This window comes from Spongiibacter taiwanensis (genome assembly GCF_023702635.1).
Taxonomy (GTDB): domain Bacteria; phylum Pseudomonadota; class Gammaproteobacteria; order Pseudomonadales; family Spongiibacteraceae; genus Spongiibacter; species Spongiibacter taiwanensis.
In genome coordinates this window covers 2,737,232-2,752,788 of record NZ_CP098455.1, presented here as the reverse complement: position 1 = coordinate 2,752,788, position 15,557 = coordinate 2,737,232, and the positions used below count along the sequence as shown (strand labels likewise).

At 53.8% G+C, this 15,557-nt stretch carries 11 protein-coding genes; 5 read left to right on the top strand and 6 right to left on the bottom strand.

Translation table 11 applies throughout. The features are described from left to right. Nucleotides 1-83 precede the first annotated feature (83 nt). The 4 genes from NCG89_RS12575 to NCG89_RS12560 all read left to right on the top strand — a co-directional run bounded on the left by NCG89_RS12575 (nucleotide 84) and on the right by NCG89_RS12560 (nucleotide 8,005). Complete coding sequence (locus NCG89_RS12575) at nucleotides 84-1,160, top strand: ABC transporter ATP-binding protein (protein ID WP_251086894.1); 1,077 nt, start codon at nucleotides 84-86, stop codon at nucleotides 1,158-1,160. A 400-nt stretch (nucleotides 1,161-1,560) separates the two neighbouring features. Next, nucleotides 1,561-4,446: a ribonucleoside-diphosphate reductase subunit alpha gene (locus NCG89_RS12570; protein ID WP_251086893.1), complete on the top strand. Its 2,886-nt coding sequence runs from the start codon at nucleotides 1,561-1,563 to the stop codon at nucleotides 4,444-4,446. Between the two features lie 123 nt (nucleotides 4,447-4,569). Next, entirely contained in the window at nucleotides 4,570-5,865 is a 1,296-nt protein-coding gene (locus tag NCG89_RS12565) for a ribonucleotide-diphosphate reductase subunit beta (protein WP_251086892.1), read from the top strand. 79 nt (nucleotides 5,866-5,944) lie between these two features. Then, nucleotides 5,945-8,005 carry an AAA family ATPase gene (locus NCG89_RS12560; protein ID WP_251086891.1) on the top strand — a complete coding sequence of 687 codons (2,061 nt, stop codon included), beginning with the start codon at nucleotides 5,945-5,947 and terminating at the stop codon, nucleotides 8,003-8,005. A 261-nt stretch (nucleotides 8,006-8,266) separates the two neighbouring features. Here NCG89_RS12560 and bamJ read toward each other — a convergent pair whose 3' ends face one another. The 6 genes from bamJ to NCG89_RS12530 form a co-directional block, all read right to left on the bottom strand. Next, a complete protein-coding gene (gene bamJ, locus NCG89_RS12555) occupies nucleotides 8,267-8,758 on the bottom strand; it encodes a BamJ family beta-barrel-assembly machinery protein (protein ID WP_251086890.1) in 492 nt (163 codons plus the stop codon). 323 nt (nucleotides 8,759-9,081) lie between these two features. After that, nucleotides 9,082-9,507 carry a hypothetical protein gene (locus tag NCG89_RS12550; RefSeq protein WP_251086889.1) on the bottom strand — a complete coding sequence of 142 codons (426 nt, stop codon included), beginning with the start codon at nucleotides 9,505-9,507 and terminating at the stop codon, nucleotides 9,082-9,084. Then, nucleotides 9,461-10,078 carry a nucleotidyltransferase domain-containing protein gene (locus tag NCG89_RS12545; RefSeq protein ID WP_251086888.1) on the bottom strand — a complete coding sequence of 206 codons (618 nt, stop codon included), beginning with the start codon at nucleotides 10,076-10,078 and terminating at the stop codon, nucleotides 9,461-9,463. Before NCG89_RS12545 ends, NCG89_RS12550 begins: the two co-directional genes overlap by 47 nt. A gap of 264 nt (nucleotides 10,079-10,342) precedes the next feature. Continuing rightward, complete coding sequence (gene mltF, locus NCG89_RS12540) at nucleotides 10,343-11,818, bottom strand: membrane-bound lytic murein transglycosylase MltF (protein ID WP_251086887.1); 1,476 nt, start codon at nucleotides 11,816-11,818, stop codon at nucleotides 10,343-10,345. A 576-nt stretch (nucleotides 11,819-12,394) separates the two neighbouring features. Then, on the bottom strand, nucleotides 12,395-13,654 hold the full coding sequence (locus NCG89_RS12535; RefSeq protein WP_251086886.1) for a hypothetical protein: 1,260 nt from the start codon (nucleotides 13,652-13,654) through the stop codon (nucleotides 12,395-12,397). A 262-nt stretch (nucleotides 13,655-13,916) separates the two neighbouring features. After that, nucleotides 13,917-14,618, bottom strand: a complete 702-nt coding sequence (locus NCG89_RS12530) for a hypothetical protein (RefSeq protein WP_251086885.1) — start codon at nucleotides 14,616-14,618, stop codon at nucleotides 13,917-13,919. A 501-nt stretch (nucleotides 14,619-15,119) separates the two neighbouring features. Between NCG89_RS12530 and NCG89_RS12525 the strand changes: the two genes are divergently transcribed. Continuing rightward, entirely contained in the window at nucleotides 15,120-15,533 is a 414-nt protein-coding gene (locus tag NCG89_RS12525) for a hypothetical protein (RefSeq protein ID WP_251086884.1), read from the top strand. Nucleotides 15,534-15,557: the final 24 nt, after the last annotated feature.

Here is a 15,557-nt window from a genome sequence, read left to right as displayed (position 1 = left end):
TGCGAGAGCGGCAAAGCCGCAATGTCTTTGCGTCTCCGGAGCGCCGGCCGCCCGTCTCCCGTCCAGCGTCTCCCGCCTAACCCATGCTTGAAGTCTCCGCCATCCAATGCCAGTTCGACACCCAGACCGTTGTCGACAACGTCAGCTTTCATATCAACCCCGGCGACATCTGCTGCCTGCTCGGCCCCAGCGGTTGCGGTAAAACCACTATCCTGCGAGCCATTGCCGGGTTTCAGGCGATCAGTCAGGGCCAGATTGCCCTGAGCGGCAAAACCCTCAGCAGCCCCGGCTACAGCCTCAGCCCCGACCTGCGCCATATCGGCATGGTGTTTCAGGACTACGCCCTGTTTCCCCATTTGAACGTGTACGACAACATCCGCTTTGGACTGGGCAAGCGCAGCCCTGCCGAGCAGAAAGCCACCGTCGGCAAGCTGCTGGAGCTGGTGCGTCTGAACGGCGTGGAGCAGCGTTTTCCCCATGAATTGTCCGGCGGCCAGCAGCAACGTGTAGCCCTGGCCCGGGCCCTGGCCCCCAGCCCTGAGCTGCTGCTGATGGATGAACCCTTTTCCAATCTGGACGCCGATCTGCGCAAACGCCTCAGCCTGGAAGTCAGAGACATTCTCAAGGAACTGGGGATCAGTGCCATTCTGGTCACCCACGACCAACTCGAGGCCTTTGCCTTCAGTGATCATGTGGGGCTGCTGCACGGCGGCGCCCTGCAGCAGTGGGACACGCCCTTCAACCTCTACCACGAGCCGGTCAACCCCACCGTGGCCCGCTTTATTGGCGAGGGCAGCTTTCTGCCCGGCAGGGTGGGCCTTGAAGGCAATCAGGTAGAAACCGAGCTGGGGTTACTGGTGGGCAACCGCGCCTACCCCTGGCCACCGGGCTCGCCGGTTGAGGTACTGCTGCGCCCCGACGACATTGTGCTGGCGCCGGACACCGGCATCGAAGTCATTATTGAGCGCAAAATTTTTTCTGGCAGCGCAACCCTCTACACCCTGCGCCTACCCACCGGCAGCCAGGTGGAAGCCCTGCTGCCCAGCCACAACGATTACGAGATTGGCGGCCATGTGCGCATTGCCACCCGCCTGGAACACCTGATCGCCTTCCCACAAAAAACGGATGTGCTTAGCAGCGCGAGCGAACCGGTTTTATAAAACTGTCACATTATTCGAAATCAATCTAGCGGCCAGCACCGCCCCTTTCGGCAGGCGGCTGGCCGGAAAAGCCCGCCCCGTGCGGGCTCCCGAACACCCACAAGTTACCCCCAGATTTACCAACAAGTTATGCACAAGCTCTTCACAACATCTAGTGCTTGCACCCAAGAAAAAACCGCACTATCTTGTAGGCCTGTATTTGGCATACCCCATATATAGGGATGCCAAACATGAGGCAACACTAGTCGCGCCAGCCTCGATACTCAGTTATTCAGAAGCCAGTTGTTGAATAGACGCCCTCACGGGCCGCTGTAATTTTGCCCGCGATCCGCAATGGATCAGCGGCACCATAACAACCGTCCACATGTGCTTATCACAATAAGCAAGAGCCGGAGACATCATGCAAACCTACCAAGATACCGCCAGCAGCACCGCCAGCACACCGCCGCAACCCAACAAAGAAGAGCAGCTAAGCGCCACCGCCCCGGGCCAATTGCGCGTCATCAAACGCAACGGCTCAGTGGTGTCCTACACCGATGACAAAATCAGTGTGGCCATCACCAAGGCCTTTTTGGCCGTAGAAGGTGGTAACGCCGCCGCATCAACCCGGATTCACGAAACCGTGGCCAAACTGACCGACATGGTCAGCGCCACCTTCAAGCGGCGCATGCCCTCCGGCGGCACCATTCACATTGAAGAGATTCAGGATCAGGTTGAGCTGGCGCTGATGCGCAGCGGCGAGCACAAAATTGCCCGGGCCTACGTACTGTATCGCGCTGCCCGGGCTGAAGAACGCGCCCGCCAGCAGCCCCAGGCCGACAAAACCCACCCCAGCATCAACGTCAAACTGGCCGACGGCAGCGAGACGCCGCTAGACTTGGGCCGGTTGGAATTCATTGTTGCCGAAGCCTGCGAAGGCCTGACCGATGTGTCAGCCGAGGCGGTATTGAACGAAGCCCTGAAAAACCTCTACAACGGCGTACCCGAAAAAGAAGTGAACACCTCCCTGGTGATCACCGCCCGGGCCATGGTAGAGAAAGAACACAACTACAGCCTGGTCACCGCCCGCCTGCTGCTGGACAAACTCCGCGCCGAAGCGCTGAGTTTTTTGGGTGTGGCCGACAGCGCCACCCAGCACGACATGACCGTGTACTACCCCAAAGCCCTGCCGGTGTACCTGGAGAAAGGCATCGAGCTGGAGCTGCTCTCCCCCGAGCTGCGCGACTTCAACCTGGCTGAGCTGGGCGCGGCCATCAAGCCCGAGCGCGACCACCAGTTCCACTACCTCGGCCTGCAGACCCTGTACGACCGCTACTTTATTCACAGCAATGAAGTGCGCATTGAGCTGCCCCAGATTTTCTTTATGCGGGTCGCCATGGGCCTGGCCACCCGGGAAGAAAACAAAACCGAGCGCGCCATTGAGTTCTACGACCTGCTCAGCTCCTTTGACTACATGAGCTCAACCCCCACCCTGTTCAACGCCGGCACCCTGCGCCCGCAGCTGTCCAGCTGCTACCTGACCACCGTGCCCGACGACCTACATGGCATTTACGGCGCCATTCAAGACAACGCCATGCTGAGCAAGTTTGCCGGCGGCCTGGGCAACGACTGGACCCCGGTTCGCGGTCTGGGTGCCTACATCAAAGGCACTAACGGCAAGTCGCAAGGCGTGGTGCCCTTCCTGAAAGTGGTTAACGACACCGCTGTTGCCGTTAACCAGGGCGGCAAGCGCAAGGGCGCAGTCTGTGCCTACCTGGAAACCTGGCACATGGACATCGAGGAATTCCTCGAGCTGCGCAAGAACACCGGTGACGACCGCCGTCGTACCCACGACATGAACACCGCCAACTGGATTCCCGACCTGTTTATGAAGCGGGTCTTCCAGGACGGCGAGTGGACCCTGTTCTCGCCCAACAATGTGCCCGACCTCCACGACCTGGTAGGCCGCGCCTTTGAAGAGCGTTACAACCACTATGAAGCCATGACCCGCAGCGGCGAGCTGAAGCTGTTCAAGCGCGTTAAAGCGGCCGACCTGTGGCGCAAGATTCTGTCCATGCTGTTTGAAACCGGCCACCCCTGGATCACCTTTAAAGATCCCTGCAACCTGCGCAGCCCCCAGCAGCATGTTGGCGTAGTGCACAGCTCCAACCTGTGCACCGAGATCACCTTGAACACCAATAAGGACGAGATCGCCGTCTGTAACCTGGGCTCAGTCAACCTGGCCCAGCACATTGTTCATACCCAGGATGGAGAGCCCAAGCTGGACATGGCCAAGCTCGAGGGCACAGTAAAAACCGCCGTGCGGATGCTCGATAACGTTATCGACATCAACTACTACAGCGTGCCCCAGGCCCAAAACTCCAACTTCAAGCACCGCCCCGTGGGCCTCGGCCTGATGGGCTTCCAGGACGCGCTGTACAAGCAGCATATTGCCTACTCATCGGATGCGGCAGTGCAGTTTGCCGACACCTCTATGGAAGCCATCAGCTACTACGCCATCAAAGCTTCCAGCGACCTGGCAGTTGAGCGCGGCAGCTACGCAAGCTTCCAGGGCTCACTGTGGAGCAAAGGCGTACTACCGCTGGACTCCATCAAAATGCTGAAGGAAGAGCGCGGCGCTGAATACATTGAAGTAGACGAAAGCCAGACCCTGGACTGGGACAGCCTGCGCGAAACCGTCAAAACCCAGGGCATGCGCAACTCCAACGTAATGGCCATTGCCCCCACCGCCACCATTGCTAACATCACCGGTGTGTCGCAGTCCATCGAGCCCACGTACCAGAACCTGTACGTGAAATCGAACCTGTCTGGCGAGTTCACAGTCGTTAACCCCTACCTGGTTAAAGACCTGAAAGCCCGGGGCCTGTGGGACGCAGTGATGGTTAACGACCTGAAATACTACGAAGGCAGCGTGCAGAAGATCGACCGCATTCCCGACGATCTCAAAGCCCTCTACGCCACCGCCTTTGAGGTGGAACCCCGCTGGCTGGTAGACGCCGCCAGCCGCCGCCAAAAATGGATTGATCAGGCCCAGTCCCTGAACCTTTACATTGCTGGCGCCTCGGGCAAAAAGCTGGACATCACCTACCGCATGGCCTGGTTCCGTGGCTTGAAAACCACCTACTACCTCCGTGCGCTGGCCGCCAGCTCCACCGAGAAATCCACCGTTAACCAAGGCTCCATGAACAAGGTATCGGCCCAGGCCGCCCCTGCCATGGAAGCGGGCCCCGCCGAGGTGCCCAAGGCCTGCTCACTGGATGATCCAGATTGTGAAGCCTGCCAGTAAGTGTAAGAAGCGGCGGGACCTGTCGATTCGTCGGCGCTCCCGCACTTATCTGTGTACCAAGTCAGAGACCGGGCAAACCCAGCCCGGCACTGACAGCAAAGTGAAAATTGAGGTGAGTCAAAAATGCTGAGCTGGGACGATTTTGATAACGAAGAACCCATTGCACCTTCAAAGACAAGTGCACCTTCAAAAGCAAGTGCACCCGCAAAACAAGCACCCACAGCCGAAGCAGCCCCCGAAGCACCTGCACCGCAGGCCGCTGCCCCCGCCGCGCCCAAACCGGCCGTAGCAAGCCAAAACCCGCCGGCCCAGCCCCAAGCCAGCGGCTCAGTAGTCGACAAGGCCAACGCGTCACTGGAAAACCTGGACGTGGCCGCCGGCCTGGAAGAACTGGAAATGGGCGCCGCCCGCCTGCGGGTAGAAGACAAGCGCATCATCAACTGCCACCTGGACCTCAACCAACTGGTGCCCTTCAAATACGACTGGGCCTGGCAGAAATACCTGGACGGCTGTGCCAACCACTGGATGCCCCAGGAAGTAAACATGACCGCCGATATCGCCTGCTGGAAAAGCCAGGACGCGCTGACCGAGGACGAACGCCGCATCGTCATGCGCTCACTGGGCTACTTCTCCACCGCCGACTCCCTGGTGGCCAACAACCTGGTGCTGGCCGTGTACCGCCACATCACCAACCCCGAATGCCGCCAGTACCTGCTGCGCCAGGCCTTTGAAGAAGCCATCCACACCCACGCCTACCAATACTGCGTAGAGTCACTGGGCATGGACGAGGCCGAAGTGTTCAACATGTACCGGGAGCTGCCCTCCATCGCCAAAAAAGCGGCCTGGAGCCTCAAGCACACCCAAGCCCTGGGCGACCCCAACTTCAAAACCGGCACCCCCGAGGCAGATCAAGAACTGCTGCGTAACCTGATCGGTTTCTACGGCGTCACCGAAGGCATCTTCTTCTACTGCGGCTTCACCCAGATCCTAAGCATGGGCCGCCGCAACAAAATGACCGGTGTTGCCGAGCAGTTCCAGTACATTCTGCGGGACGAGTCCATGCACCTGAACTTTGGCATCGACATGATCAACCAGATCAAACTGGAAAACCCCCACCTGTGGAGCGCCCAGTTCCAGGAAGAAGTCAGCCAGATGATTGTGGAAGGCACCCAACTGGAAATCGAATACGCCAAAGACTCTATGCCAAGAGGCGTACTCGGCATGAACGCCGCCATGATGGAGGAATACCTGCACTTCATCGCCAACCGCCGCCTGAACCAGCTCGGCCTGAAAGAACAATTCCCCGGCGCGCAAAACCCCTTCCCGTGGATGAGCGAGATTATGGATTTGCGTAAGGAGAAGAATTTCTTTGAGACTCGGGTGATTGAGTATCAGACGGGTGGGGCGTTGAGTTGGTAGAAATGAATCCAACGTCTATAAAGCCAAGCAGAAGCTTGGCTTTAGCCTATCTCACATATACCGTCATCAATGTACTTTAATGAAGATTATTCGTTGCGAAATTATTAACTTTCGGGGGCTTCGGAATATCGAGCTTAACTTCCAAGAGTGCACTGCACTTATTGCAGGGCCAAATGCAGTAGGCAAATCAACCGTCTTGGAAGCAATCAGACTAAATAGATCAATTTTAATGCCACGCTTTCCAAGCGAAGGCCAATCAGTCCTCCACTCGTTGGGAGCATCTCAAAATCCAAATCAAATGATGTATCGAAGTAATTACTTCGACTTTTCAGCAGTTGCAGGCAACATCAAATCAAATGTTTCAATTAACCTCGACATTTTGCTTAGCAATGCAGAAATTGCACTTATCAATGGAAATCTACCCCAGCTGGCAATTGAATATTTGAGAGGTAAGCTAGGGTCACAAGGGCTCAATGACCAGTCCTCCCTAGCACAGTACCTATCGTCTGATGAGGGCCGCGCCAACTTAGACGAAGCTCAATCAAGGGTACGCTCGTATGTAGCGAGTTTGAGCGAAGATCAACCTCTCAAACTTTACCTAGAAATACTTCAGTCCGGCCAATTACGAGGCTCAGACGCAATAGCGCAGGTGACCTGTGGATTTCTGGAAAGATCATTGCCAACCAGCCAAGCAAAGTTCACATACTTTTCAGCAGACAGAGCACTACCTTCGGGAGAGGCAGCTATACAAATAGGATCTGGCGATGCAGACAACCAAATCAAGTCACACATAGCAGAACCACAGATAAAATATCAGCGGCTCAAAAACAACATCGCGACCTCGACACTGTTTCGTCAAAAAATAGAAAATGATTTCGAATTAATTTTTGAGAGAGTACTCCCAGGGAAAAAATTTGGTGGCGTAGAAATCGGAAAGTCTGGAAACTTTCGAGTAAAAATATTAGAAGCTGGAAGCGACAAGCCAATAGATATAGACAGCCTTAGCAGCGGGGAAAAGGGACTTATATTAACATTCCTAATGATACGACGCACACTATCGCCCGGCGGAATACTGCTGATAGATGAGCCAGAACTGCACCTAAACCCCAGCGTCTGCCGCCGACTACTCGACTTCCTGATAGACGAATGTGTCAAAGCCAACAACTTACAATCAATCATATGCACTCACTCTGCAGACATCTTAAACAATGCCTATGAAAGAGATGACTGCGATATACACCATTTAAAGTCAGCGACTAACGTTACACCAATATATAAGGGCGATTTTGATGAAATGTACAGCGCCTTGGGACGACTAGGAGTTAGTCCCGCAGAGTCTTTTTTCTATGAATCCAGGATTTTCGTTGAAGGCGATGACGACAAGGAAATTCTAGAGGACTGCTTCAGAGGGATTCTGGGAGATCGGTGTCAAATAAATTCACTAGGAGGCAGAAATACCGTAGAGATAGAGGTAAGGAATCTTCAGAAGTCCGAGACTGAAGGTAAACTAGACCGCCTCCATTGTTTCATTTTTGATCGAGATAGAAAGCCGACATCGCTACAAAGCACAAAACTAGTCAAGGTCATACAATGGGATAGATACTGCTTAGAAAATTACCTACTCAGCCCTCAGATACTCTACGACACAATAAAAAGTGAATCGAACGCAGCTTTACCAGATAGAGGAACCTTCCAAACGGATATAAAAGCGTTAGCAAATTCGCAGATCGACCGACTTGCAATAACCGCCGCATATTCGAAAATGCGACCAGACACTCCGGCACTAAAAAAGGATGACTTTCGCGAAAACATTGCAGAAACATCATCAAGAATGTTTGAAAAACTCCAAACTTTAGTACTTGAAACTCAAAAATCATTAACTGAAAACTGGAAAGAAAATTTTATTACCAATGCCTCCAAAATAAAGCGCGAACTGACCGAAGACTGGATTTTGTCATGGCAAGACGAATGCAGCGGAAAAGAACTTATTAATGAAATCTGCAAAAAATATAACGTAAACATCGACAGGAGAGAGTTTAAAAAGGCGGCTTTCAGGCGAATGAAAGAAAAGAATTCTCAAGAATGGCAAAAAATTAGCGATATGCTAATTCAGCATTTGGACAACAAACCATGTTGTTAAACTAAAAGATATTGCGGAATTCGGGAGCAGTTTACTTAATTCGCAAGGCGACGGGGGTCAGGCCTCATGCCATTCGGGTCAGGTCTGAATGGCACTTACTTAAGCATAAGCTAAAAGGCGACGAGGGTCAGGTCTTAAATTTTACACCCGTCCAAACTAAAACTCCGTGGACTGTACTAAATGCATCCGGTGAAAAATCAAAAAACTGTCCCAAGAATTCCATCCACGGTTAGCAAAGACACACTCCTTAATCGCAAACGACTATCCAGCCTCACCATTAATAGCCAATAACTCAACCTCAAATATCAGCAACGAGCCCGGCGGAATCGACCCTGCTCTCCGGTTGCCATAACCCAGCTCAGGGGGAATAAAGAGGCGGCGCTTTTCACCCACCGTCATCAATTGCAGGCCCTCTGTCCAGCCACTGATCACCCGATTCAAACCAAACTCGATGGGCTCCCCCCGTTGAATCGAGCTATCGAAGACCGTGCCGTTCATCAGACTGCCTTGGTAGTGCACCTTTACCGTGTCGGAGGCTACGGGCTTGCGCGTTCCAGTACCGGGTTGCAGTATTTCAAACTGAAGTCCGGAGGGCGTGGTCACCACGCCGTCCTTCTGCCGATTTTCTGCCAGAAAGGCGATCGCAGCCTCAACATTCGCCGCAGATGCCTCCCGGGACTCTCCGGAACGCTTGTAGAAAAAGACCGCCACAAGTGCGGCGCACAATACGATAATAATTTTTCCGACCGACACGCTAAATCTCCGATAACCCAGTTCACAGTTGCCGCAAACCATACCGCTGGATGGCACGCTCGTCGAGTGCCATTAACGCAGGGGGAATTAAAGGGGGCAGTGCCGAATGGTACTTACTTAAGCCTGTCATATCCGCGAACGCGCGGTATACAGTATGTTGCTAACGTAGCTGGGGCTATGGATGCCGGCTCGGGGCCGGCATGACGAGGGATGGAAGTGTTCCAGACAGTAGTGCGCCTTCGCGGGAACGACAATCTGGGCGATATTTGTCTAACGTCTGTTCGATTCGGGCCAGAGCCCTTTTCCGAATCAAAATTTTTCGACTAACTTTGAACCGGCCCTAACGATTCGACCAAACGGACAATTTCATCGGCAATATCTATTAGCTCTCTCAACAGCTGAGTGGATATTTCCAGATGGCCTTCATACTCGGCAAGATTGCGCGCATTGTGGCATTTGTCCAAAACCCGCCATTTGACCCTATCCAGGCCAACGGTGTGCTCTAAACACTGGAAAACCAAATAGCGATTATCCGACCGATATCCATGCCAGCGCATTGCAGCGACTGACACAGAATGGGCAGCGCCATAAGCCAATGAAAACCGCCCCTCGTCAGACAAACCCTCTAGCCTGGCGTCTTGCAAACGCCGCTTTGCCGACGCCACCAGGCCTTCGAATTCATCCTTGTCGGCGGGCTCTTTCTTAAGTTGATTGGTCTTGACTAAGTTGTCCAAATTTTTCAACGCCATACTCACCGTCCTTGATCAGTATTTTTGGCTGTTCCATGACCCGAGTCAGAAAGCTGTTGCCCCGCTTCAATTTGGCAATAAAGTCCGCTTTTTCATAAAGGCTCGGATTGATTGTGCGCTTCAATAACTCTTCTACCGGAAGCAAAGCTTCCACAACGTCACTATAGACCAAGTCTGTTCCAACGATCATCAAATCAATATCGCTCGCCGCCGTATCCAGTGATTTTGCGATTGAACCATAAATAAAGGCCAAGTCTATCTTGGCATCCAGCGCCACTAACGCGCGCTTGATTTCATCGGCAATACCAAAGGTTTTACGGACAATACCCAGCAGCTCCGCATAAATCGGGCAATCAGGGTTAGCCTGATAATGAACTTGGTTGCCTATGCGGGTCACGGTGACCACACCGGCAGACCGAAATTTCTCCAACTCGCGGTTAACTGCCCCTTTTCCCATTCCCGCCAAACGGACGAGCTCATTGAGATAAAAAGTTTTGTCAGGCCGACCATATAACAGCCCCAGCACCTTCTGCTGCGTTTTGGTAAACAGCGCATCACCGATAGAAGACATACTCAACCTTAAAGTCCCAACTTGGGTACTATAGGTCCCAAATTAGGTATTATCAAGGGCGACATGAAAGTATAAAAGGGGGCAGGCAGAGCCCTTTTCCGACTCAATAGCTCAGAATGGGCACCGGCTTAATTCTTTAATTTTGGATAAATCGCACCACAGCTGCCGCAGACCGAGTTTACGATTCCATATCACCCGCTCTTTCCTGCCATTGGCCTTTATCGGCATCCACTGGGAAGAATAACAGCTACCGGTGTGCTTCAATTAACTGACCGGTGGCAGCGTGTTTCTCAACTTGCCAGCAGCCTGATGGCCCGTCCCGGGACTGGGTTTTCCAGCACTCGTGCTGGCACAGGCTGGCTGTGAGCAGGCGGTTTGCGCCCTGCTCTTTAATCGCTCGGCGATAATGTCATTGTAATTGCGGATGCGTTGTACATAGCGCACGGGTTCCCAGCCGCGGGCATAGCCGTATTTCAGACCTTTGTAGTGACGCCGGTCGGCGAGCAGCGGCAGCACCTCGCGCATGTCTGCCCAACTATGGGGGTCTTTATTGAGCTTTCTCGCCAAGGCCTGGGCATCGTGCATATGAGCACGACCCACATTGTAGGCGGCCAGGGCCAAGTAGGTGCGATCTGGCTCGGGAATGTCGGCGCTGAAGCTATCGCGCATTTCAGCCAGGTAGGCCACTCCGGCCGGGATCGCCTGCTCGGGATCGAGGCGATCAGCCACACCCAGGTATGTTGCGGTTCTTTTGGTCAGCATCATTATCCCCCGGGTACCCGTCGGGCTTTTGGCTTTTGGGTCCCAGTGGGATTCCTGATAGGACTGCGCCGCGACCAGCACCGGGTCGAAGGCGTGCTGCATGGCCGCCTGCTGAAAGAGCGCATCGTACTTGGACAGGCGTTCATCAATCCGTTCGACCAGCGCCAGGGTGTCAACAAAATCAAAGGTATCGATAAAGTTGAAGTAGCGTGCGTGTACCCGCCGCCTCGCCTTTACGCCCGTCTCTGAAGCCATCCAGTCGTTAACCGCTTGCTGCAGATCGGTGCTGGCTTTCGCCAAGGCCCAGCCGTGGGGCTTGGCCGGCCCCAGGTCAAACATGACCAACAGCTCCGGTAAAAAGCGCCGATTGATGGCCACAATGTTGGAGTCGGCAACCGTGCAATCCAGGCTCCCTTGCCACACGTCCTGCAGTAAGGTTTCGGTACCGATGCCGTCCCGGGATGTCCAGCTCAGCGCTGGGTTGGTCTGCTGGAGTTGCTCCAGGGTTTCCTCATAACTACTGGCAGTGACGACCGCCAGCGACACCTCGGCCAGCCCAGCGGCAGATGTGGCGACCTTGCCCTCACGGCGACACACCACCTGCTCCGAGACGGTTTCAATGGCATTACTAAACAGGAAGCGGGCCTGACGGTTCGGGGTTTCAGTCAACCCCGCCGCCGCGATATCGCCCTTGTGGCGCTCGAGTCCGCGGAGAATATCGGCAACGCTGTCTTTAACGATAATGCGCAACCGTACACCCAGACTGTCAGCAAAGGCTTTGGCCAGATCGTACTCGGGTCCGGTCGGCTCGCCGTCGCCATCGAAAAAGTAGGTGGTGGGCGCATTGCGGCTAAGCACCCTCAGCTCGCCAGACTGCTTTATTTCCTCAAGGGTTCTGGCGCGGCCCCCTCCGCCCCATTCACAGGCGGTTAGCAGCAACAGCATCGTGGTGCCGAGAGCAAAGGCAATAGCTTTCATAGTGTTTCGATCTTTCGGAGTAACGGCCTTAGGCGACATCGCCGGGTCAAGATGACGGGACGGCGGCATACTACCCGCGCGCCGGGCAACAGTCAGCACCCCTTGACCAACCTGTTGACGACCATACAGCGCCCGATAGCCCCGGGAAGCAATCGCAATCACCCATCAAGTCATTGAATTTTCAGGTGGAACGGCAATTATCGGCGGGCAATTTTGGCGCGACCGACGGGGGCGAGTTTGCGGAATAATTACATCCCGAACGACATCGTATTATCAGGGATGGAATTCTCGAGGGAGACGGGTCGCAGAGAAGGGTTCAGGTCTGAATGGCGCTGACTTAAGCCCGTAATCCCCGCGATCCAGCAACGATCATACCCCGACAAACCTGGGTTCCCGCCTTTGCGGGAACGACAATCTGGACGGTATTTGTCTAAAGTCAGTGCCATTGGGGTCAGGTCCCCCATCTGCCATCCGCCCAAATCGAAACTCCGTGGACGGTGTGCCTAATTCATCGGAAATTCGACAAGTGAGCAATTAAGTACACTGTCCCCGCTCAATTCGTTCCCTCAATTCCAATCAGAAATGCTTCGCTGGCTTGCAGCTGGAAGGGTCAGTCCGGATAGCCTGACAAGCACTCTCGGAAGACTGATAGGCTTTTGCGTGCTCATCTCGGTCAGCCTCCGTTATGCCAGGGCAGCCATCATCAAACATCTGCATAGCGGTGTTGGATATCCACATTACCGTTTCCAGCGCACTACTGGGGGACGCATTCGCCGGTATCTGCACACTCTTGATTGCCAGCTCCCGCTCACTGCAATTCATCGCTGAGTAGTTGGCCGAATCGACTTGCCCCGCTATTTGTTGCTCTGGCAATACTGGCGTAAACGTCGGCACTTGTAGATTGGCCGGGGGAGTGGCGGGTGGTGCATAGTTGCTGCTTTTGTTTGCTGACGACGCGTTGCGAGAGTAAGTACTCGGCCCATTTCTCGCTTCGCACTGGGACTTATAAGGTTCGGAGAGCGGGCAAATTTCGCTTTCTCTCATGTCTCTAGCCGTCGCTTCCGTTGAGACAACACCGCCGGAAGGCGCATACTCACCCAGGCCGATGCTCCCCAGGATTTCCCTTCCTACTGAAGCCGCCTCCGGTGAATCATGCGCCACCTCGGCTTGCAGCACCTGCCCAGCCGCCGAAATCGCGCCGGTGATAGCGCCGATATTCCAGGCATGTTTGTCGATTTTTTCCTGGTTTAGCTCATCACTGACACCAGCGTATGGATCTTTGAAGCCGTTACTTTCCGCCGCCGGTTTGCCATTATCCTGATTGGAGCTGGCCGAGTTGGCGCGACTGGGGAGGCTATCCCACGGGTTTTGTAGGGGCGCTACCTTGGGTATCAAGGCGTTATCGATATCGCGCGTCACCGATACCCAGGCAATGGTTTTCGATTCAAGGAGTCCAAAACTGGCTTTGTATTCGGGGTCAGAATTCAATTCGTTGAACTGATTTCGCAACCGGGAAAAGTCCTCGCCAAATGAACTGGCAGAATACACGGTGCAATGAAGCTCCGGACGGTTGCAGTTCTGAACCAGATCCGAATACATCCTGTTGTCCATTTCTATCAGTCGATATCGTTCATCCTTCAATTGCTCGAGCTTACTTTTATTGCTCTTCGGGGCTCGCTGGTACGCCAACGCTTTTAGTTCGCTGTCCAGCAGATAGTCTTTTTCGCAAATGTCTCTGAATGTCTCACCCCGACGCGAAACACACTCCTCAACAAATTTTTTGCGATCTGCAGGGGTAATAGTCGCAAGGTATTCCCTAAACTCGGATTCCGTCATTGCTGGCGATTTTCCAAACCCGGCAAAGGCGCTTTTGATTCTGCCTGCCAAGCTCTCGCCAGCGACGTGAGCACTGGAAGACTGAACCGACTGGGTCATTTTGCACGGTAAAAAAGAATCACAATACGCATTCCAAACCGACGGTGGGTCGTCGGCGCTGGCTTCAGGGTCGCCACTGGCAAACACCTGCCCCGCCACAAGAAGGAAAAAAAACAATAGCGCCTGAGAAATTGACTTCATGGCTCTTCTTCCTAGTGAAAGCCTATTTGACAACCACCTTATTAAGCTCCTCGTCTAAGCGTTTCAGGCTTGTCAGACGAGTATTTTTTATATCATTCAAAAGCAACCGAATATTAGCCTCGGGACCTTTTCCAGGTCGCTTTGAAACATATGCATTTTTAATCTGGATATCTGGACCACCCTCCAGCCGCCTGTTTATGAACAAAACAGAAATATCTGCAACATGCTTCTCGACAATATCTGACGGCATCTCAAATATTCCAATTTCAGGCGTTAGATCCACAATTTCAAAACGCAAATCAATAACTGCCACATAATCTGCGCCTTTATTGAAGGCATCGCGCAAATCTTCCGCCTGAAAAGTTTCAGCGAACCTGGATGACAGCTGATTGACAATACTCGTCAGAAATATCTCGTCAGACAGGATAGTTTTTGCATCCGCTTTTAACGTTTGCTCTTCCCTAACGTAGGCTTCGATCATTCTGTCGAACTCGCCAGAAAAGCTTTGATACGACTGCATTTGTGGCAGGACATTGACAGAATTAACTACGGCCAGCTTCAAACTTGATGACCCCGTAATTCGATATTGAGATAGCTGGACCTGCCCTGGATGAGCTAACCCTTGAAGCCGATCTAACTGAGGTGGCGATACCGGGAGGGGCGAAAAGGTCGCGCAACTACTTATTAACACCAACAGCAAAACACCCACCAACCTCATCGCCATGGATGCGTCCTCAAATTTAGGTATTCAACGGAAATCACAAGAATGCTGCGCGGTTGCGAGGGCTCTTTCCCAAAACACTCGCAGGGCGCAGCTGATCATCTAAGGGCGTTGAGTTATTGTCAAGCTACGCCTTGCTCCAGACCACCGAAACCAAGCCCACCCCAATCCGCGGGGGTAAGGTCTTAAATTTGGAAAGCACCACGGGGCACTTCCTTAAGCCTCTCCTCCCCGCGAAGGCCCACTACTGTCCGGAATAATTTTTATGTCGTCATGCTCGCGAACGCGGGCATCCAGAACACCCAGCGACGTTAGCAATGATTGTCATACCCACGAAGGCGGGAATCCAGAAACAAGGTACTGGATACCCGTCTTCGCGGGTATGACGATATTTCAGGCTCTGGTAAATCAAGCCTCGCCCCCCGGCAATATCACCACCACAAATACCCATTGACGGCAAACGGCCTTCAGCACACACTTGGCCGTCATTTTTGAGATGGCGCCATGCGTCAATCAGTACCGCCCTTTCTTTGTTGTTCCGCTTACGCCACGATCTCCCGTTTCGGCATCTGGCTGCTGGCCTTTTTGCTGGCGGCAGGTTGTTGGGCTAGTCAGTCCGATAAACTCGCGCCAACTCATAAAGCGTTTTCTGCAATTGAACCGGCGCCAGTGCAAGCCCTTCAGCAAAGCGACGCGCTGTGTCTGCAGAAATCCCGCTCCGAGGATGATCAGGAGTCGCCGCCGCAGGACGGCTCGCTCAATAGCCTCGGCACGCAATTCAGCTCGGCTCGTGCGGCTAACCCATTGGTGGGTGGTGAGACGCCGCTGTCTTTGGCCTCCGCAGATTTCCTCCGCCCCGCTCCCAGGGCACCTCCCCTTGCCTTTCCTCAACACCCGGTCACCGCCGGTACGCTTTAACACTGCGTTTTCATTTTGAGGATT

Bases quoted from the DNA above. Each gene is read 5' to 3' on its own strand.
- NCG89_RS12575 (WP_251086894.1), top strand. From the start codon at position 84: ATGCTTGAAGTCTCCGCCATCCAATGCCAGTTCGACACCCAGACCGTT.
- NCG89_RS12570 (WP_251086893.1), top strand. From the start codon at position 1,561: ATGCAAACCTACCAAGATACCGCCAGCAGCACCGCCAGCACACCGCCG.
- NCG89_RS12565 (WP_251086892.1), top strand. From the start codon at position 4,570: ATGCTGAGCTGGGACGATTTTGATAACGAAGAACCCATTGCACCTTCA.
- NCG89_RS12560 (WP_251086891.1), top strand. From the start codon at position 5,945: ATGAAGATTATTCGTTGCGAAATTATTAACTTTCGGGGGCTTCGGAAT.
- NCG89_RS12550 (WP_251086889.1), bottom strand. From the start codon at position 9,507: ATGGCGTTGAAAAATTTGGACAACTTAGTCAAGACCAATCAACTTAAG.
- NCG89_RS12545 (WP_251086888.1), bottom strand. From the start codon at position 10,078: ATGTCTTCTATCGGTGATGCGCTGTTTACCAAAACGCAGCAGAAGGTG.
- mltF (WP_251086887.1), bottom strand. From the start codon at position 11,818: ATGAAAGCTATTGCCTTTGCTCTCGGCACCACGATGCTGTTGCTGCTA.
- NCG89_RS12535 (WP_251086886.1), bottom strand. From the start codon at position 13,654: ATGACGGAATCCGAGTTTAGGGAATACCTTGCGACTATTACCCCTGCA.
- NCG89_RS12530 (WP_251086885.1), bottom strand. From the start codon at position 14,618: ATGGCGATGAGGTTGGTGGGTGTTTTGCTGTTGGTGTTAATAAGTAGT.
- NCG89_RS12525 (WP_251086884.1), top strand. From the start codon at position 15,120: ATGCGTCAATCAGTACCGCCCTTTCTTTGTTGTTCCGCTTACGCCACG.